13 protein-coding genes, 1 tRNA gene, 1 rRNA gene and 1 riboswitch are annotated in these 20,458 nt (G+C 50.5%); of the genes, 6 read left to right on the top strand and 9 right to left on the bottom strand.

Annotated features, from left to right (window positions below; all coding sequences use genetic code 11):
- Nucleotides 1-88 precede the first annotated feature (88 nt).
- The 3 genes from HLG76_RS12280 (at nucleotide 89) to metA (ending at nucleotide 1,486) form a co-directional block, all read left to right on the top strand.
- A tRNA-Thr gene (locus HLG76_RS12280) sits at nucleotides 89-164 on the top strand.
- Between the two features lie 7 nt (nucleotides 165-171).
- Nucleotides 172-287: ribosomal RNA gene (gene rrf / locus HLG76_RS12275) — 5S ribosomal RNA — on the top strand.
- A gap of 251 nt (nucleotides 288-538) precedes the next feature.
- Entirely contained in the window at nucleotides 539-1,486 is a 948-nt protein-coding gene (gene metA / locus HLG76_RS12270; protein ID WP_021022714.1) for a homoserine O-succinyltransferase, read from the top strand.
- 40 nt (nucleotides 1,487-1,526) lie between these two features.
- On the opposite strand, the gene HLG76_RS12265 is transcribed toward metA, so the two are convergent.
- Nucleotides 1,527-2,819 carry a sodium:proton antiporter gene (locus HLG76_RS12265; RefSeq protein WP_175993745.1) on the bottom strand — a complete coding sequence of 431 codons (1,293 nt, stop codon included), beginning with the start codon at nucleotides 2,817-2,819 and terminating at the stop codon, nucleotides 1,527-1,529.
- A 182-nt stretch (nucleotides 2,820-3,001) separates the two neighbouring features.
- Between HLG76_RS12265 and metH the strand changes: the two genes are divergently transcribed.
- Nucleotides 3,002-6,661, top strand: a complete 3,660-nt coding sequence (gene metH, locus HLG76_RS12260) for a methionine synthase (protein WP_175993744.1) — start codon at nucleotides 3,002-3,004, stop codon at nucleotides 6,659-6,661.
- A 38-nt stretch (nucleotides 6,662-6,699) separates the two neighbouring features.
- Here metH and lysC read toward each other — a convergent pair whose 3' ends face one another.
- Nucleotides 6,700-8,079: a lysine-sensitive aspartokinase 3 gene (gene lysC / locus HLG76_RS12255; RefSeq protein WP_175993743.1), complete on the bottom strand. Its 1,380-nt coding sequence runs from the start codon at nucleotides 8,077-8,079 to the stop codon at nucleotides 6,700-6,702.
- A gap of 101 nt (nucleotides 8,080-8,180) precedes the next feature.
- A riboswitch (Lysine riboswitch) is annotated at nucleotides 8,181-8,368 on the bottom strand.
- Between the two features lie 197 nt (nucleotides 8,369-8,565).
- Here lysC and HLG76_RS12250 point away from each other — a divergent pair.
- Complete coding sequence (locus HLG76_RS12250; RefSeq protein ID WP_175993742.1) at nucleotides 8,566-9,699, top strand: alanine--glyoxylate aminotransferase family protein; 1,134 nt, start codon at nucleotides 8,566-8,568, stop codon at nucleotides 9,697-9,699.
- On the opposite strand, the gene HLG76_RS12245 is transcribed toward HLG76_RS12250, so the two are convergent.
- The 5 genes from HLG76_RS12245 to HLG76_RS12225 all read right to left on the bottom strand — a co-directional run bounded on the left by HLG76_RS12245 (nucleotide 9,696) and on the right by HLG76_RS12225 (nucleotide 17,202).
- Nucleotides 9,696-11,366, bottom strand: coding sequence for a Wzy polymerase domain-containing protein (locus tag HLG76_RS12245; protein WP_175993741.1), 1,671 nt, complete (start codon nucleotides 11,364-11,366; stop codon nucleotides 9,696-9,698). The genes HLG76_RS12250 and HLG76_RS12245 overlap by 4 nt on opposite strands.
- Complete coding sequence (gene uvrA / locus HLG76_RS12240; RefSeq protein WP_077577324.1) at nucleotides 11,366-14,191, bottom strand: excinuclease ABC subunit UvrA; 2,826 nt, start codon at nucleotides 14,189-14,191, stop codon at nucleotides 11,366-11,368. The genes HLG76_RS12245 and uvrA overlap by 1 nt, the downstream gene beginning before the upstream one ends.
- Before the next feature lie 140 nt (nucleotides 14,192-14,331).
- A complete protein-coding gene (galU, locus tag HLG76_RS12235) occupies nucleotides 14,332-15,192 on the bottom strand; it encodes a UTP--glucose-1-phosphate uridylyltransferase GalU (RefSeq protein WP_077577325.1) in 861 nt (286 codons plus the stop codon).
- 282 nt (nucleotides 15,193-15,474) lie between these two features.
- Complete coding sequence (locus HLG76_RS12230) at nucleotides 15,475-16,431, bottom strand: DHH family phosphoesterase (protein WP_175993740.1); 957 nt, start codon at nucleotides 16,429-16,431, stop codon at nucleotides 15,475-15,477.
- A 63-nt stretch (nucleotides 16,432-16,494) separates the two neighbouring features.
- Complete coding sequence (locus tag HLG76_RS12225; protein ID WP_021022706.1) at nucleotides 16,495-17,202, bottom strand: LuxR C-terminal-related transcriptional regulator; 708 nt, start codon at nucleotides 17,200-17,202, stop codon at nucleotides 16,495-16,497.
- A gap of 286 nt (nucleotides 17,203-17,488) precedes the next feature.
- Between HLG76_RS12225 and HLG76_RS12220 the strand changes: the two genes are divergently transcribed.
- The gene (locus HLG76_RS12220; RefSeq protein ID WP_021022705.1) at nucleotides 17,489-18,040 is read left to right on the top strand and encodes a single-stranded DNA-binding protein; all 552 of its coding nucleotides are present in this window, start codon (nucleotides 17,489-17,491) and stop codon (nucleotides 18,038-18,040) included.
- 122 nt (nucleotides 18,041-18,162) lie between these two features.
- On the opposite strand, the gene HLG76_RS12215 is transcribed toward HLG76_RS12220, so the two are convergent.
- Entirely contained in the window at nucleotides 18,163-19,323 is a 1,161-nt protein-coding gene (locus tag HLG76_RS12215; RefSeq protein WP_175993739.1) for an alpha-hydroxy acid oxidase, read from the bottom strand.
- A gap of 144 nt (nucleotides 19,324-19,467) precedes the next feature.
- Nucleotides 19,468-20,355, bottom strand: coding sequence for a LysR family transcriptional regulator (locus tag HLG76_RS12210; protein WP_077459909.1), 888 nt, complete (start codon nucleotides 20,353-20,355; stop codon nucleotides 19,468-19,470).
- Nucleotides 20,356-20,458 lie beyond the last annotated feature (103 nt).

Here is a 20,458-nt window from a genome sequence, read left to right as displayed (position 1 = left end):
GCTTTAGTTAGCAAAAATTTAAGCATCAAAGCAATTAAGTGTAAGACTTTGATGACAAAACACCGAGTAAAACGTTGATAACGATTTTGCTGATATAGCTCAGTTGGTAGAGCGCACCCTTGGTAAGGGTGAGGTCGGCAGTTCAAATCTGCCTATCAGCACCAGAATTTTCTTGGCGGCCATAGCGTAACGGCACCACCTGAACCCATGCCGAACTCAGAAGTGAAACGTTACTGCGCCGATGGTAGTGTGGGGTCTCCCCATGTGAGAGTAGGTCACTGCCAAGAGCTTATTTTAAGCCCTCCGCATTCGCGGAGGGCTTTTTCGTTTATAGTGTTTTTTAAAATACTTCATTCCTTTCTTATATCCCGACTGCCCCATTTTTACCTCACCTTTTTGTTTGGTGTTGTTACCCTTTCACTATTCTTACTTATTCGGGCATCTCTGGGCGTTGATTATTGCTTGAGCTTCATGGGTCACTGGGGTATGTTATTAGATATCTGGACGTCTAAACATCTTAAATCTTCAGGAGGCAGTGATGCCGATAAAAATCCCGGATCAGCTCCCCGCCACCAATATTTTGCGTCGAGAAAACATTTTCGTTATGTCGCAGACGCGTGCGGTGAGCCAAAACATTCGCCCATTGAAGGTGTTGTTACTCAACTTAATGCCCAAAAAAATTGAAACCGAGACGCAATTTATGCGCTTGCTCTCTAATAGCCCTTTACAGGTTGATGTCGAGCTTTTACGTATTGATAACCGACCCAGTAAAAACACGCCAACGGAACACTTAGACACCTTCTATCGCCAGTTTGAAGCCGTGCGTGAACGCAACTTTGATGGTCTTATCGTCACCGGGGCACCATTGGGCTTGGTGCAGTTTGAAGATGTGATTTACTGGGAGCATTTGCAAGATGTGATGAATTGGGCGCATCAGCATGTTACGTCTACCCTTTACGTTTGCTGGGCGGCTCAAGCGGGTTTAAAGCTTCTTTACGATTTACCCAAAAAAACGCGCAAAGAGAAGTTATCTGGCGTCTATCAGCACCAGGTAAATGAAGCACTGGCTACGCATCCTTTATTGCGGGGGTTTGATGATAGCTTTCTCGCCCCTCACTCGCGGTACGCTGACTTTTCGCCAAGCTTTCTGGACGAACACACGGATCTCGATATTCTCGCCACCTCAGCACAAGCGGGCACTTACTTGGCGGCGACCAAGGATAAACGTAATGTGTTTGTGACAGGTCATCCCGAATATGACTCACATACGCTGCATCATGAATACCATCGCGATCTTGAAGAAGGGATGGAGCCTGTCGTCCCGATTAACTATTATCCTGATGATGATCCGTCTCAACCCCCCTATGTGAGTTGGCGGAGTCATGGGCACTTACTCTTTGCCAATTGGTTGAACTATTGTGTCTATCAGCTGACGCCGTTTAATCTGGCTGAATTTTCACAATCTAACTTTACGCTCGACGAATAGCAAAAAGGCGCCTAATTGGCGCCTTGTTGAGAAAGAGTGTTTATACACGGGGATTATCGATTTTCTCTTGAGCGGCATTGGCTTTATCAACCATTCCTGTCATGGTCGATCCTTGTACGAGAATAGAGAAAACCACCACCGCATAAGTCATGATTAAAATCAGTTCACGGACGTCGATATTCTTCTCAGGGACGACCATCACACCAGCCGGCACTGCCATGGCCATGGCAAGGGCTAAGCCACCTCTTAGGCCTCCCCAACTCAAAATACGAATGGCCCAAGGGTTGTATTGACGAAAGCGATTGAAGCCGAAATAGCAGGCTTTCACACTGAGATAACGGGCGAACAGTACAACGGGTACAACTGCGGCCATAATGATCCAGTCTTCCTTGTGGAAGCTAATCTGTAACAGGCTGACCCCGATCAATAAGAACAGTAAGCTATTCAAAAACTCATCGACCAATTCCCAAAAATGGTCCAGATGATCCTCACTCTCTTTGGAGAAGCCAATAAAGCGAGTCCAGTTACCGATCATAATGCCAGAGACTACCATCGCCAGTGGCCCGGAAACATGCAACATATCGGCGAGCACATACCCCGCGCTAGGAATAGCCAATGTCAGTAGCAGTTCCATGGAATGGTCATTGGTCGCGCAGATCAAACGGTGAAATAGGTAACCCAATATCAGACCGTATAAAATCCCACCGATAGCTTCTTGTAAGAACAATGCGATCGTACCACCGAGTGTCGGATCGCTGTCGCCAAACGCCAAGGTAAAAAGCGTCACGAAAATAACAATCCCGATCCCGTCGTTAAACAGTGACTCTCCCTCGATTTGGGTGGTGATCCGCCTAGGTGCCTGTAGCCGCTTAACAATGGCCAACACCGCGATAGGATCGGTTGGAGAAATCAGCGCCCCAAACAATAAACAATAGATAAAATCAAAAGGAATGCCGATCAGTTGGAAGACGCCCCAAATACCCGCACCAACCAGCGAGACAGAGACCAACAGGCCGCCGAGGACGAGGGTGGTGATTTCCCATTTTTGATCAGAGAAATGGGGAAGCTTGACACCAATACCGCCCGCAAATAAAAGGAAACCGAGTACGCCTTTGAGTAAAAAGGCATCAAAGTGGATATCGGTCAATATTTGCTCTGCCATCGCCTTTAACGGAATGGCTTGGTATTGACCGGCGATCACGATCAAAAGAGAAAGGAGTAGAGAGCTTGCAGTGATCGCGATAGTCGTTTGTACTCGGCTGATTTTACTATTAATAAAGGCGATAAAGATGGCAGCAGCAGCCATGAAACTGAGGATTGCGTAGGTAGACATGCAGCTTCCTAGTACGACGAGGAATGAAAGAGTTACAAAATATTAATAGAAATTGCGCTCAAAACGAACAGCTGAATTGAAATAGATCAAAATTAATCGATATTTATAGACGTCTAGATTTCCAAAATGGCTGTGGTAGGATAAAACTATCGCAATCAGGATGGTGATATCACGGGGTAAGAATGGATCGATTAACACAGCGTCTCTCTACGTGTATTTTGGTGATCGATGGCGGTATGGGCACCATGATCCAAGGCTTAGGACTCGGCGAAGCCGATTACCGCGGCGCACGCTTTAAAGACTGGCATTGTGATGTGAAAGGTAACAATGACCTTTTGGTACTGACGCAGCCTGAAAAAATAGCAGCGTTACACAGCGACTATCTGGCCGCGGGCGCGGACATCATAGAAACCAATACGTTCAACGCGACCCAGATAGCCATGGCCGATTACGACATGCAGGCCATCAGTGCGGAGATAAATTTAGCTGCTGCGCGTCTTGCTCGCGACGTGGCTGACCACTGGACGGCGAAAACCCCAGAAAAACCACGCTTTGTTGCTGGGGTTCTCGGACCCACGAATCGCACTTGCTCTATCTCTCCAGATGTGAACGATCCTGGCTTTCGTAATGTCACCTTTGATCAATTGGTTGAGGGGTATGCGGAGTCCACTGAGGCGTTGATGGATGGTGGTGTTGATCTCATCATGTTGGAAACCATCTTTGATACCTTGAACGCGAAAGCCTGTGCCTTTGCTGTTGAAAAAGTCTTTGATGCCCGAGGTGTGCGCTTACCCATTATGATCTCTGGCACCATCACCGATGCGTCTGGTCGTACGCTCTCTGGGCAAACCACCGCGGCGTTTTATCACTCTTTACGCCACGTCGAACCGCTTTCTTTTGGTTTGAACTGTGCGCTGGGGCCAGCCGAATTGCGTCAGTACGTCAAAGAGCTCAGTGAGATCTGCGAAGGATTTGTTTCGGTTCATCCCAATGCCGGTTTACCCAATGCGTTTGGCGAATATGATCTCTCGCCTGAAGACATGGCAAAACATATCGACGAATGGGCCGCTTCTGGCTTTATTAACCTGGTGGGTGGGTGCTGTGGTACCACACCCGAGCATATTCAAGCGATCAGCGAGGTGGTGGCGAAACATGCCCCCCGTGCGCGCCCCTCTCAGTCTGTGGCATGTCGACTATCAGGGCTCGAACCGCTAACTATTAATGCTGAAAGCCTGTTCGTGAACGTGGGGGAGCGCACCAATGTCACTGGGTCGGCGCGTTTTAAGCGTTTAATCGTCGAAGAACAATACGACGAAGCGCTTGAGGTGGCGTTACAGCAAGTGGAAAACGGGGCGCAAATCATCGATATCAATATGGATGAGGGCATGTTGGATGCACAGCAAGCCATGGTACGTTTTCTCAATCTGTGTGCGGCTGAGCCCGATATTGCTCGGGTACCGGTGATGATTGACTCCTCAAAGTGGGAGATCATTGAAGCCGGACTGAAGTGTATCCAAGGTAAAGGGATTGTGAACTCAATTTCTCTTAAAGAGGGGGAAGCCGCGTTTATTCAACAAGCCCACTTAGTCCGTCGATACGGTGCCGCTGTGATTGTGATGGCGTTTGATGAGCAAGGCCAGGCTGATACACGTGAACGTAAAGTCGAGATTTGCACGCGCGCGTATCACCTGCTGGTTGACCAAGTCGGCTTCCCGCCGGAAGACATTATCTTTGATCCTAATATCTTCGCGGTGGCCACCGGCATTGATGAGCATAATAACTACGCGGTCGACTTCATCAATGCGGTCGCAGATATCAAACAAACCCTGCCGCATGCCATGATTTCAGGTGGCGTGTCTAACGTGTCTTTTTCGTTTCGCGGAAACAACCCAGTGCGTGAGGCGATCCATGCGGTGTTTCTCTACCATTGCATTAAAAACGGTATGGACATGGGCATCGTCAATGCTGGCCAGTTAGCCATTTATGATGATTTGCCTGAATCGCTGCGTGTGGCGGTGGAAGATGTGGTGCTTAACAAAGACGATGGCGCCACGGAACGTTTACTGGCGTTGGCGGACAGCTACCGCGACCGCGGTGAAAACGAAGTGGCAGAAACCGCGGAGTGGCGCAGTTGGCCAGTGGATAAACGGCTTGAACATGCACTGGTTAAAGGCATTACCGAATTTATTGTTGAAGATACTGAGCTAGCTCGAGCGGCGGCGAGTAAACCGTTGGAAGTGATAGAAGGCCCACTAATGGCGGGCATGAATGTGGTGGGAGACTTATTTGGCGAAGGTAAGATGTTCCTGCCGCAAGTGGTGAAGTCGGCGCGGGTGATGAAACAAGCCGTGGCCTATCTTGAACCTTATATCAACGCTGAAAAGCAGCAAGGGCAGACCAATGGCAAGATCTTACTTGCCACGGTAAAAGGCGACGTGCATGACATTGGCAAAAACATTGTCGGCGTAGTGCTGCAATGCAATAACTTCGAGATTATTGATCTCGGTGTGATGGTGCCGACCGATAAAATCCTGTCAGTGGCGCGCGAGGAGCAAGTCGACATTATTGGTTTGTCAGGCCTTATCACGCCGTCGTTGGATGAAATGGTGAATGTCGCCAAAGAAATGGAAAGGCAAGGGTTTGATATTCCGCTATTGATTGGGGGGGCGACCACATCCAAAGCGCATACCGCGGTGAAAATAGAGCAGCATTACCAGGCTCCTGTAGTGTATGTGTCGAATGCGTCACGTGCCGTTGGCGTTTGTGCATCGCTATTATCGCCGGCTCAATATCCGGACTTTGTCGCGCGCTTACAAAAAGAGTATGTGTCAGTACGAGAGCAGCACCAACGCAAGACACCCCGCACTCCGCCTGTCACCCTGGACGCGGCAAGGGCAAACAAATGGCAAACCGATTGGGCCCATTACACGCCGCCCCAGCCGGCGAGGCCGGGCGTCCATGTTTACGATAATGTCTCGATAGCGACATTACGTCAGTATATCGATTGGACCCCTTTCTTTATGACCTGGTCCCTGAGCGGCAAATTCCCGGCGATTTTAGACCACGAGCTGGTGGGTGAAGAAGCTCGCCGTTTGTATGAAGACGCTAATGCTTGGCTCGACCGGTTTGAGCACGAAGGCTTGATCGCCGCAAAAGGGGTGTGTGGTGTCTTTCCTGCCAACAGCCTAGAGGACGATATCGAGGTGTATACTGACACATCACGGCAAACGGTGGGCACGGTACTGAACCATTTACGTCAGCAAACCAAAAAGCCACGCGGCGCCAATTATTGCTTGTCGGACTTTATCGCGCCGAAAACCAGTGGTCAGCCTGATTGGATTGGTGCGTTTGCGGTGACAGGCGGCATTGGCGAGTATGCCTTGGCGGAAAGTTATAAAGTTGCAGGGGATGATTACAACGCGATCATGATCCAAGCGGTCGCCGATCGATTAGCAGAAGCCTTTGCAGAATACCTGCACCAGCAAATTCGGATCTCATTGTGGGGCTATGCGCCCAATGAGACGCTCGATAACGATGCCTTGATCCGGGAGCAATACCAAGGGATCCGGCCGGCTCCGGGTTATGCTGCCTGCCCTGAGCACAGCGAGAAAGGAAAAATTTGGCAGTTGCTCTCGGTAGAAGCGCATACGGGCATGACACTCACCGAAAGCTATGCCATGTGGCCAGGCGCATCTGTGTCGGGGTGGTACTTCTCACATCCTGAATCACGCTACTTTGCGGTGGCGAAGATTCAAGATGATCAACGTGACAGTTATGCGGCGCGCAAAGGGTGGAGCAGCAAAGACGCGGAAAAATGGCTCGGGCCAAACTTAAACGCCTAATGAAAAAAGACCAGCACATCACATGTGCTGGCCTTTTTTTACTCAAATAAGTCAGCGTGTAACCGCTGTACGACATGGGTCGCGTCGTGATCGTCGACCACCACACAGATATTGTGATTGCTGGCACCATAGCAAATCATGCGCAGTTTATATTGAGCAAGCGCACTAAATACCGGCGCTGTCGCGCCCGGTGTGTGATTCATATCGTTACCGATCAGCGCAACAACCGCTAGATTCGCACAGATCTCTACCTGACATAACTGCGTGAGCTCGGCGATGGCAGCCTCCGGCAGCTGCGGTGCGTCACCCTGGGTATGGGTTTGATCCAGCGTCAGAGAGACACTGACCTCCGAGGTCGTGATTAAATCGACTGAGATTTCAAAGCGCGCCAAGATCTCAAACACCTTGGCCAAAAAACCACAAGCATGAAACATGTTTAAGCTGGTCAGTGTCACCATGGTCTGGTTGCGCCTGAGGGCTACGGCACGAAACAGCGGCGCTGAGTGCGCTTGCTCACGGATCCAGGTACCGCCTTGTTCGGGGGCTCTCGCCGCGCCGACAAATACCGGGATATGCTGGCGTACCGCGGGCACTAACGTCGATGGATGGAGGATCTTGGCACCAAAGGTAGCCATTTCCGAAGCTTCGCTAAAGCTAATTTCACTAATAGGACGAGCACGATCAGTCACTCGTGGATCGGTGGTATAAATCCCGGGGACATCGGTCCAGATGGCCAAACTTTCTGCTCCGATCGCCTCGGCGAATAACGCGGCACTGTAGTCACTGCCGCCACGGCCTAAGGTGGTGGTATGCCCGTTCGCATCAGCACCGATAAACCCTTGCGTGACCACTAAATGCGTCGCTAAGCGGGGGAGTAATTGGTTCTGGCACTGAATCTTGGTTTGTTGTCGATCCGGTTGGGCACAGCCGAAGTGACTATCGGTGCGTAATAACGCTCGCGCATCGGCCCTCACCGTGGCCATGCCTCGGCTATTGAGCAAGTGAGTAAAAATATAGGTTGAGATGAGCTCACCACAAGCGACCAACGCATCCGTTAACGCTGTACTGGGGGCAGAGGTTGCGGTATTTGCATAGTCGGCAATCGTTTGGTGCCAGTCATCGACTGCTGTTTGCGTGTCCTGGCAAGCGGGAAGCGCGTTTAATATCGCTTGATGGATAGCGGTGATGGCAACCAGTTTGTCTTGACGGACTTGTGGGTCGTTGATCCCTTGTGCCAGTGCAACCAAGTGATTGGTGACGCCTGCGCACGCACTGATCACCACAAAGCGGGTATGTGGGTTTTGCTCGATAACATCAGCGCTTTGTTGCATGGCATCGATAGTGCCAACGCTCGTCCCGCCAAACTTAGCGACTGAAATCGGTGGTAATGGGTTCACGTCCTTTTCCCCTCTCATCATACAAATGGGTCTTAATCAATTCATTATGGGGAACATCAGAAGTCACATCGTGACCGCTGTAGGGACCGCAAAAAAGAAGGAAGAGCAAACGGCAGGCATGGACTGCCAGAAGCGCTCCACCTGTCTTCCTGTAGGGATGACAAGTGACAGCCTGAAGGATTCAGCCTCCTAGGCCGGCAGCGTTTCGCCCCCAAGCTTACGCCACCTCGGCATTGTCTCCCCTGATTATCATACCTTGGAGTGGGGCTCCGCATGATAACTGCCTGAGAAATGCACCTCTTCTGCATGTTCAGTCCCGGGTTGGTTATCCCGTGAACAGCATTTACATTACGGGCGAGATGACAGGGTGTCAACTGCCTTTTGGTCACGATCAGTGCCTTGGCAAAATTGTCCAGCGATCACACAGTTCACGTGCCAGGCAATAGGGATATGGCGAAAAAATATGCTATAACGGTCATCTGTGTGTACCAACAACAAGGAAAGGTTATGGCACGTTCAATTTCCGATATTCAATCTTTTCAGCCCGTGGCTCGCACGTTAATGGGCCCGGGCCCCTCTGATATTTATCCTGCAGTGCTACAGGCACTCAGCCGTCCGACTGTCGGACATCTTGACCCTTTGTTTATCGCGATGATGGATGAAGTCAAACAACTGCTTCAATATGCGTTTCAAACTGATAACCCTTTTACCCTGGCGATTTCGGCGCCAGGCAGTGCCGGGATGGAAGCTTGCTTTGTCAACTTAGTTGAACCGGGTGAAAAAGTGATTGTCTGTCGCAATGGTGTGTTTGGCGATCGTATGCGGGAAAATGTCGAGCGTTGCGGCGCGACAGCAGTGATGGTCGACGATGCCTGGGGTGCGCCTGTTAGTCCAGAAAAAGTTGAGGCTGCGTTAAAAGCCCATCCGGATGCCAGCACGCTTGCGTTTGTCCATGCTGAAACCTCAACCGGCGCTTGTTCGGATGCGCAAACACTGGCGAGATTGGCGCGGGAGCACGGTTGCTTAACCATTGTCGACGCCGTGACTTCACTCGGTGGCGTGCCATTGAAAGTCGATGAGTGGCAGCTCGATGCCGTGTATTCCGGTAGCCAAAAATGTTTGTCATGTGTCCCTGGCTTATCGCCTGTCACCTTCTCACCGCGTGCTGTGGCTAAAATGCAATCGCGAACCCACAAGGTACAAAGTTGGTTTCTCGATCAAAGCCTGGTGCTTGGTTATTGGAGCGGAGAAGGGAAACGCAGCTATCACCATACCGCGCCGGTCAATAGTTTGTATGCCTTGCATGAGTCTTTATTGCGGCTCTATCAAGAAGGGCTTGAGCATGCATGGCAACGTCATCAAGACATGCATCAACACCTCAAAGCAGGGCTGGATGAGCTCGGTATCACTTTTGTGGTTGATCAGCCTTACCGTTTGCCGCAGCTTAACGCGGTCACTATTCCGGATGGCGTGGACGATGCGGCAGTACGTCAGCACCTGCTCACGACCTATAATCTCGAAATTGGTGCCGGCTTGGGCGATCTCGCCGGTAAAGCGTGGCGCATTGGCTTAATGGGCTACGGGGCACGGCATGAGAATGTGGCGCTGTGTCTGAAAGCGTTAGAAAACGCGTTACGTTAAGGCGTTAAGGTATCGGGCAAGGTATGGCGAGTGGTCCATACTTTGCTTGCTTGCGGGTATAAATAGCGCGCTTCTTGTTGAATATCGCGTGCGCGTTGATGATCACCAATTTGTAACGCAACCTGATACGCATGCTGATAGCCCGAAAAGCGTGGGCGTTGCGCGACTTGACGCAGTAAATCATCCAAATGCTGGTGGCGTGCTACGTCAGATAAGTGCGCCAAATTCGCTTGAAAGTGACGGTCTTGTTGCGCGCGGTGCAGTTTTTGCTGCCACCATGGGTGTTGCTGATACAAGGTAAAACGCTGCGAACTTAATAAGGAATCACGCAGATAGCGATTGGCGAGGTAAACGGATGACAAGCTCAGTAAGGTGACGAGCACCAGCGCCATGATCACACTACGGCTCGCGACACGCTGACTATAACGGTGTGAAAACACGGGATAACGACGATATCGACCGGTTAAGTTGTCTAACCAATATAACCAAATCAATAACAATACCCCGTTAAACCACTGTGTGCCACTGGCTGGATAAATCATCAGGCCGGTCAGTGGTGGCAATACTAAGGCGATCAATATTCTACGTGTTCCTGACGGTGCACGTAGAATACGAAGTGTTAGCGCGGCCAACACCACAAGATAGCCGCAGGCGATAACGAGCCCCCCTTCAAGGAGCCACAGGATTAAAGCACTGGGTAACGTCACCGGGCCGGAATGATTCGGTTGTGAGGCAGACAGTAATAGCAACGTTGACTGACCATTGCCCATGCCCACTCCAAAAAATGGCGTCATTTGCCATTGCTGCCACGCCAGCATCAGTGCGCGCTGATCGTCGGCGGTGAGCCAGTGCCAGTTGTCTTGACCACTGAGACCAAATACCGCCAAAAATGCCCCTGCCGAGATAGCGATCATCCACATACGATGCTGGCGTCGCGAGGCAAACCGGGCTAAATACACTTGTTGTAAGCCAATCGCACACAGGGCGAATAGCAACAGTAAGGGTTGCTCTTGCATCGCCAATATCGGAATCAACACAAGCGGTGTTAACGCGAGTAAGCCTTGGCTAACCGGGTGACGATATCGACCACTGGGCTCTCTGGCCAAAATGTAGGCGGCGAGCGTGACTCCGGTTAACAATAAGGTGTGAGTCACGGCTGGAGGGAGGTGAGGGACCCATTGATCAAACATAAAGGGTGCCATGCCCGGCGGAGGCTGGTTCCCTAATACCGACAATACCGCTAACCAGGAGGCCAACAATAAGACGGCCAGTAGTTTTTGTCGTTGGGCGTGATTAAAAATAAACTGCTGTAGGGCTGAGAAAAAACCAAAGCTTAGCGCTAAAACGATGAGCGCATAGCCACTATTGTGGCCCAGTGCCTGCGGATAAAAATAGGGCATCATCGCCAAGCCGGTCGCAAGTGCCAATGTGCCGGTCAGCCGAGTGGCTCGCCATGTGTGTTGACGGATAACCTCCAAACTGGCGAACCCAAGCGCAAATGCCAAGGTGAGTAATGATAGCGCCGCCGCCGGGTGACGTATGCCTACCAGCGGCAGAGCAACCGAGTAAAGAGGCAGACAAATCAGCCACAATACCGTTAAGGTCACCAAAAAGGGCACCGTCAACGGCTTGCGTATGACACGACTAGGCGGCAGCACTAACGTCATTATCGCTCCAACATTGGCTTGAGGAAGTGGGCCGTGTGACTGCCGATCACATCGACAATCGATTCCGGTGTGCCTTGGGCGATAATTTCACCCCCGCCATTGCCGCCCTCAGGCCCCAGATCGATGATCCAGTCGGCCGTCTTGATCACATCTAAATTATGCTCAATAACCACAATAGTATTCCCTTGCTCACGTAGGCGGTGGAGAACATTGAGCAGTTGTTGAATATCATGAAAGTGTAACCCTGTGGTTGGCTCATCAAGAATATATAAGGTTTTACCGGTATCGCGTTTGGACAGCTCTCGGGCTAACTTCACCCGTTGCGCTTCACCACCAGACAAGGTCGTCGCCGCTTGGCCTAGGCGCACATAGCTCAAGCCAACATCCATCAAGGTTTGCAGCTTACGCTTAATGGCTGGCACTGCATCAAAGAATTCACGCGCGTCTTCCACTGTCATTGCCAGGACTTCATCGATGGTTTTGCCTTTATAGCGTACTTCAAGTGTCTCGCGGTTGTAGCGTTTGCCCTTACACACATCACAAGGGACATACACATCCGGCAAAAAGTGCATTTCTACTTTGATGACCCCATCGCCTTGACAGGCCTCACAGCGGCCACCGCGTACGTTAAAACTAAAGCGACCCACCTTGTAGCCTCGTGCCCGTGCTTCTTGTGTGCCGGCAAACAGTTCACGAATCGGGGTAAAGATCCCAGTGTAAGTGGCGGGGTTTGAACGCGGCGTACGGCCAATGGGGCTTTGATCGATGTCGATAACCTTATCAAAGTGTCCTAGGCCATCAATCTCGGCATACGGCGCAGGATCCGCGGTCGTGGCACCGTTTAATTGCTGGTGGGCGACTTTAAAGAAGGTATCGTTGATGAGGGTTGATTTTCCAGATCCCGACACGCCCGTGACACAAGTGAGTAAGCCGACAGGTAAGTGCAGGTCCACATTTTTGAGGTTATTTCCGGTTGCACCTTTGAGCGTCAACATCTTGTTGGGATCGCGCGGTATCCGTTGTGCTGGCACCGCAATCGCTTGTTTGCCAGAAAGATACTGCCCGGTAAGTGAATGTTCACTGGCAAGAATATCGTCAAGGCTGCCTTCTGCCACGATCTCGCCGCCGTGCGCGCCCGCCCCTGGGCCTATATCGATAATGTAATCCGCGGCACGAATAGCGTCTTCATCATGTTCAACCACCATCACGGTATTGCCCAGATCGCGCAAGTGCTCCAAGGTATCCAGTAAGCGCGCGTTATCTCGTTGATGCAAGCCAATCGATGGTTCATCCAATACGTACATCACACCGACAAGGCCAGCACCAATTTGACTGGCGAGTCGAATGCGTTGGGCTTCTCCCCCGGATAAGGTATCGGCGCTACGTGACAAGTTAAGGTAATTGAGCCCGACATTGACCAAAAAGCGTAACCTGTCATGGATTTCTTTCATCACCTTTTCGGCGATTTTTGCACGTTGGCCGCTAAGCGACAGTTGTTCAAAGAAATCGAGCGCCTGCTGAATGCTGAGCTCACAAATTTCTGGCAGGTTACGGTTATCGATAAAAACATGTCGAGCTTCTTGACGTAAACGCGAGCCACCGCAGCTGGCGCAGGGCTTAGTGGCAATATATTTGGCGAGTTCGTCGCGCACCGCATTAGACTCGGTATCGCGATAACGGCGCTCCATGTTATTGAGGATCCCCTCAAACGGATGCTTACGTACGCGAATATCACCACGATCGTTGACGTATTTAAACTCGATCTCTTTCGGCCCCGACCCATATAAAAGTATATCTTGCATGGTGCCGGAGAGATCTTGCCAGGGCGTTTCCAGATCAAAACCGTAATGCTCAGACAGTGAACGCAGCATTTGGAAGTAATAAAAGTTACGACGATCCCAGCCTCGGATCGCACCACCTGCGAGACTGACCGCAGGGTTTTGAATCACGCGTTTGCGATCAAAGTACTGCTGAACGCCTAACCCGTCACAGGTGCCACACGCACCGGCGGGATTATTAAATGAGAACAAGCGAGGCTCTAGCTCTTGCATGCTGTAACCACAATGGGGGCAGGCAAAGTTAGCAGAAAAAATGATTTCTTCACCGTCGCCGTCCATCCAGCTGATGACCGCACTGCCACCCGTGAGTTCGAGCGCGGTTTCAAAGGATTCAGCTAAACGTTGTTGTTGATCGTCGCGTACTTTAAATCGGTCAACCACCACTTCGATGGTGTGTTTTTTTTGCAGCTCCAGCGTGGGTGGATCGGACAGATCACACACCTCGCCGTTGATCCGCGCACGAATAAACCCTTGAGCAGCGAGGTTTTCAAGTGTTTTTACATGCTCACCTTTTCGGTTTTTGATAATCGGTGCCAGCAGCATTAATTTACTGCCTTCAGGCAGGGCCAACACTTTATCTACCATTTGGCTAATGGTTTGTGCCGCTAGGGTGACATCATGGGTGGGGCAGCGTGGCTCTCCCACTCGGGCGTACAGCAAACGCAGATAGTCATAGACTTCAGTGATGGTGCCAACGGTGGAGCGGGGATTATGTGATGTCGACTTTTGCTCAATCGAGATGGCGGGTGACAGCCCTTCGATATGGTCAACATCGGGTTTTTCCATCAAGGATAAAAATTGACGCGCATACGATGATAAAGACTCAACATAGCGACGTTGACCTTCGGCATACAAGGTATCGAAAGCGAGTGATGACTTCCCTGAGCCAGACAGGCCGGTGATGACAATTAGCTTATCACGGGGGATGGTCACGTTAATATTTTTGAGGTTGTGCGTACGCGCGCCTCTGACGTCGATATTGTCCATTATTATCCTACTACTCAATCAGCTCACTGGTTGGTCGTTGAGTATCGCACAGACACGACCATGACCAAACAAAAAGGCTGTATATTTACACAGCCTTTGCTCGTATCGAAAAACCACTCGCGCCAGTGCACCTGAGGCGACTACGGATTTTTGACGGTTGCCTCATCTTTGTTACTGCTACCGAGGTAGTGATGCTGATAGCAGTGATTTGTGGCCTCAATAAAGCCCTCAACACTGCCACAATCAAAGCGCTCGCCTTTAAATTTATAGGCAAGCACACAGCCTGACTGCGCTTGTTTTAGCAAGGCATCGGTGATCTGCACCTCACCATTTTTACCTGGTGGGGTGTTTTCTAACAGATCAAAGATATCGGGCGTGAGAATATAACGGCCAATAATCGCAAGATTGCTCGGTGCATTACCGGGATCGGGTTTTTCTACCATATTGTCTACGCGGAAAAGGTCATCTTTGATCTCTTGGCCCGCAATCACCCCATATTTATGGGTTTCATCTTCTGGCACTTCTTCGACGGCGACAATGGAGCAGCGGAACTGATTGTAGAGCGCGACCATCTGGTTAAGCACGCCGTTGCCTGGATGAATGCAAAGATCATCAGCAAGGACGACCGCAAAGGCCTCATCGCCGACCAGATCGCGCCCCGTGAGGATCGCGTGTCCTAACCCGCGCATTTCATGTTGGCGAATGTAAGTGAAGGAGGCTTTTTCTATCGTATTACGAATATCGTCCAGCAGTGCTTCTTTATTGGTGCCACTGATTTGATGTTCGAGCTCATAGTTTTTATCAAAATGGTCCATAATGGCATGTTTGCCACGCCCCGTGACGATACACATACCATTGATGCCCGCTTCCAACGCTTCATCTACGCCATATTCAATCAGGGGTTTATTGACCACCGGCATCATTTCTTTCGGCATCGATTTGGTCGCCGGTAAAAAGCGGGTGCCATAGCCAGCCGCTGGGAACAGACATTTTTTAATCATCGTGGATCCTTTGTTTTATCGAGTCGCCATCAGCACGTTAGGCTGTATGTACGCCACTTACCGGCTTGCGAATAAGTGGCCACTCAGCATATATCTTATGAGGCAAAACGTTTTTTATAGAGCAACAGTTTGTTATGGAGCAACAGTTTGTTATGGAGCAACAGTTTGTTATAAAGCAATAGTTTGTTATCGAGCAATAGTTTGCTGGGTTACAGGCAGCGACGCAAGTCGTAAGCATACTCAGGGCGTGATAGCGTGACGGCTTCGGTATTGCTGATCCCGCTATGGCGAAAAATGTGCCATAAACGCGGCGGTAAATGCCGATAAGGCGGTGGCAGGCAAGGCATTGATGCCCGCCGCGGCAGCCCGACCGCCACCGGTAGCAAATTGCTCTGCTAACTGTACCGCGCCAGAGGGACGATTTAACGGCGCGCGGATACTGACCATCCAATCACCGCTCGGCATCGGCGTCAGTACAGCATGCGCACTGTCGGGCGCCTGATTTGCCAGCTGATTGCCTAACATACCACTGATGCGACGCGCCCAAGCAGCATCCGGTAACAGATAAATTTTACCCCCATCTCCAGTGGTTTCAGGCGCTAGCGCTTTCGCTTTATCACGGTCGCTTTGGTAGGCCTCTGCCAAGGTCGTTACAATGTCCGGATAAGCGCGCATAAAGGCATAGGGGGTATCAAAGCCACACAGATGCCGATATAAGATGGCAGGAGGCATGATGAGATCATCCAGACTGGCGCCATAGCTATTGTAATTAAGATAGTGGCCAAGCTGTTCAAGCCGATCACGTTGGCTGGCTGCTATTTGTGACTGGTGGGCGAGGGCGTTAGCGGTGCGATGGAGATTATCGCCATAGGCACCAACCAGCGCCCATTCTCGATATTGACCGTGCAAAAGTTTATCAATAATTAAGGCGGTGCAGGTGTTCGCGCTGGTATGAATGTGGGCGTGAAGCAAAGGCGATTGAGGCACGGCGCCGCTTTGGTGGTGATCGGCATAAAAAACCTGGGTGCCGGAGGCGAGCAAAGCGTCAAGAGCAGCTTGATTTTTGGCCATGGAGAGATCCATCACTGTGACCTGCTCAGTGGCCAGGGGAACCTGCTTTAACAGTGCAATATCACGTTTTACCCCGGTGATCAGCGTATTGGCTTCAGGGTAGGCAAGACGCCATTGCACCAATGCCGCTAGGCCGTCTGCATCGCCATTAAATACATCGAAAGCCATCCTACAACGTCCTTTTTGGCTAAGAATCACACCATGGTAACGCGGGGACAGCTGCGGTCCAAGTTACCCATTGACCTCGTCATTATCGACTGGACCTTCTTGTCCGGTAAAGCCAATTAATGAGGCGTTATTTTTCGCCCAGAACACCGCTTGGACACGGTTTTTGACGTTGATTTTCTTAAACACGTTATACAGATGCGATTTGACTGTGTGCTCACTCACCGCTAAGGCATTGGCGATATCTTGATTTGAGGCACCTGTGACCAAATGATGCAAAATCTGCTGTTCACGGTTAGTCAACACTACCGCCTGTTCGTCAATGGTTTGCTGGTGATGCTGTTGGTAATAATGGATTAAGGCAGCCATTTTATGGCGGGGCAACCAATACTCACCGGAAAACATCTTTTCAATGCCGTGACAAAGGTGATGTACTTCATCCTCTTTTTTAAATACCCCTTTGATAAAAGGCCAGCTCGCCAGCTCTTTGGCACTCAAATCATGGGCATTGAGTAAGGCGAATACGTGTTGCTCGGCAAAGGGTGCTAACGTTTGTTTGAGTTGGTCGGTAGCGGTGTCATCAAAGGCATTGAGATCAATGAGCACCAGTCCAGAACGCGCAGTCAGTTTGGCTGCAATCTCGTGGGGAGGCACGAGTTCAACGGCACTATGTGTTTCTTTTTCTAAACACGTCATTAACGCCGAAACAGACATGCTAGGCTGGGAAATAAGAAGAAGGGTGTAATGGTCTGAAGTGGTTTCTGCTTGGTTCATAAGCATCCTACTAATGATCACTTAACCGGCGTCGCTGCGTGAGCGCTGGGCACTGTCCGTTCACAAACGCCAAGGCGAGGCAAGATTTGTATCAGTTTAAACTATTTTCATTGCTCAGGTATATCCACTTTGTGGTAACGCATTGTTACGCCATTGCAAGCGCAGAATCTGGAACCTGATCGCGTTGAAAAGCTTCGAACCTCGAGGGGGCTCGTGCTAGACTTCATGCTTATTTATCCAGTGAGCGAAATCATTTCGCGCGTAACAGCAACAATGGGAGTCACCTATGGCCAGCCGTGGCATAAATAAAGTCATCTTGATTGGTAATTTGGGCAATGATCCGGAAATCCGTTACCTTCCCAACGGCGGTGCGGTGGCGAACCTAAGCCTCGCGACCTCGGAGTCATGGCGTGATAAAAACACCGGTGAGATGCGAGAGAAAACAGAATGGCATCGTGTTGTGTTATTTGGTAAAACCGCAGAAGTCGCCGGTGAGTATCTGCGTAAAGGCTCGCAAGTGTATATTGAAGGCCAACTACAAACGCGTAAATGGCAAGACCAAAGCGGTCAAGATCGCTACACCACGGAAGTGGCGGTACAGCCGTTTAGCGGTAGCATGCAAATGCTCGGTGGTCGCGGTGGCCAAAACCAAGGCCAGCCAATGCAGCAGCCATCGCAGCAGCAAGGTGGATGGGGTCAACCTCAGCAGCCTCAGCAAAATATGAATCAACAACCACCTCAGCAGCAAGCGGCCCCGCAACCACAATCTCAGCCTCAGTCGCAACCTCAGCAGCAGTATAATGATCTGCCTGACTTTGACGACGATATTCCGTTCTAGGCTACGTTCTTAACCAACGGCTATCTGAGCGCCATATCGTTATCGACAAAGCTTGATCGACAAAGCGCCCCGTGATTGGGGCGCTTTGTTTTTATGATGTCGTATTGATTCACGGCATGAGATTAGGCAACGCCAGGTCCAGCTTTTAAAAAGTGAGGCAGTTGGGTTGGCGTGGGGCATTTTAATTGGCCCATCACCTGAGTCATTTGTTGAGTGAGCATTTCAATGGCATGCTCACCACCGTGTTGACCCACGGCGCCACAGGCATAAACAAACGTTCGGCCCAGCAAGGTAAAGTCAGCACCCATTGCCATGGCCTGCGCTACGTTGCCACCGCTTTGTACGCCGCTGTCCATTAACAGTTTAATTTTATCGCCGTATTGATGCTTAATGGTTTGAATCGTGTCTAACGGGGATTCGCCCACATCTAACTGGCGGCCGCCATGATTGGATAGCACCACACCATCTGCGCCCAGCGCAACTGCTTGTGCGATATCCTCAGGATTGACCAGCCCTTTAAGCACTAATGGCCCATCCCAGTTATCCCGGATCACTTTTAGGCTCTCAAAGTCGACCGCGCCCATCACGGTATTATTCATAAAGTTAGCCAGCTCGCTGGTGGGCATATTCTTGGGCATGTAAGGTTTCAAGGTCTGCATTTCAGGAACACCGGCAAGGAGTGTATGCCAGCTCCAGCTCGGACATTGCATCATTTGCGCGATATTACGAAGGTTCATTTTGGGCGGCATGGCCAGGCCATTTTTGATATCGCGAGGACGATAACCAAAGGTGGGGACATCCACCGTCACCACCAGCACTTTATACCCTGCTCGTTTGATGCGTCCCATCAGATCGTCACGGATCTTGGCATCCGTCGGGTTATACAGCTGGTACCACGCCGTGCCCTCAGAGATCTCGGCAATGGTTTCAAGACTCGCTGAGGATACGGTGCTGAGTACATAAGGAAGGTTCGATTTGTAAGCCGCTTTCGCGAGAATTTCTGGCGCTTTTGGCCACATCAGCCCTTGTAATCCGACGGGCGCGACACCGAATGGGGCGGCGTAGTGTTTGCCAAATAGTTCGACCGATAAGTCAATGTCGGGGGTCGGGACGAGTAAATCAGATTGCAGCTTTACTTGAGTGAAGGAGCTTGCATTGTGCGCCACCCCAATTTCGTCGTGACAACCGCCACAAAGATAATCAAACGCGAAGGCAGGAATACGCTTTTTAGCTGCTTTTTTAAGCGCAGGCGTATCAGGGTATTGAGGATGATAGTAAGACATAAATATCGTATCGCTGTGAGGTGAGTGTTTAGCCCTACCCTAGCGCAGCAATTGTTAGTGATATATAGACAAAAAATAAAATACTTTTTCCAAAATCGCCTAACCCCTGATAGAACCTAGCCTCCCATAAAAGGGTGGCGCGTGCTAAATGTACAACTGTTTAACTTTTTGTTTAATAAAATCGATAAATAGCTTGGTCTTCGTGTGGTTGTATTCCAACTTGGGGTAATACGCATAAGCCGATGAGCGTGGCTGCTTGAGTGCAGGCAATACGGGAACCAATAAGCCCTGATCAATTTCTTTTTGCACGGTCCCAGCCCCTCCTAAAATAATGCCCATGCCAATGACCGCTGCGCTCACTAAGGCTTCAGGGTTAGGCGAGACAAAGTTTCCCGACAACTGCAAACGTGTGCCATCTTCGAAGACCCGCTCTTGAGGCTGATGGGAGTGACCATAGAGCAAAATATTATGTTGGCTTAGTTGGTCAGGGTGGGTAATCGGCGCGTGCCGAGCAAGATAGGTGGGTGAGGCAAAAAAGCCAGGCTGAAAATCAAACAGCTTTGCCGCAATATAGCTGGCAGAGTTGAAGTACTCGAGCTCGCGGCTGATCACCACATCAAGATTAAGATCAGGGAGCTGTCCTGGGGTCAAGGTGGTGAGCTCAACCTTGATTTTCGGATAAATCTCAAGAAACTCAGCAATAAAGTTGACCAGAAAACGGTTCCCTGTCACCAATGGCGCACCAATACGTAATATGCCGCTGACTTCCCCAAAGGTAGACGTGGTTTCACTGACTAATTGTTGCCAATCGTCGACCCAGGTTTTTGCTCGGTGATAAAAAAGATCACCGGCATCGGTCATCGACAAGCTTCGGGTGGTGCGTTTTAACAGTTGCACGCCAAGCTGGCGCTCAAGCCAACTCAGGCGTTTGGATAAGGCTGAGCTTGAGGTATGTAGTTGCGTGGCAGCTTGTGCTAACGAGCCCTGATCGACCACACAAATAAAGCTTTTGGTACAGGTAATCCAGTCCATGAGTCCTCTTGGGGAAGAAAAGGTAGCCACGGATGGTGGCTAGGCATTCACATTATGATCACTAAGCCTGATAATAGCGGCTACGAGCCCCAAAAGGCGACCT

Source organism: Salinivibrio sp. EAGSL, assembly GCF_013366455.1.
In the GTDB taxonomy this organism is placed as follows: Bacteria; Pseudomonadota; Gammaproteobacteria; order Enterobacterales; family Vibrionaceae; genus Salinivibrio; species Salinivibrio costicola.
The sequence above is the reverse complement of the archived record's forward strand: the minus strand, read 5'-3'. Positions and strand labels throughout refer to the sequence as shown.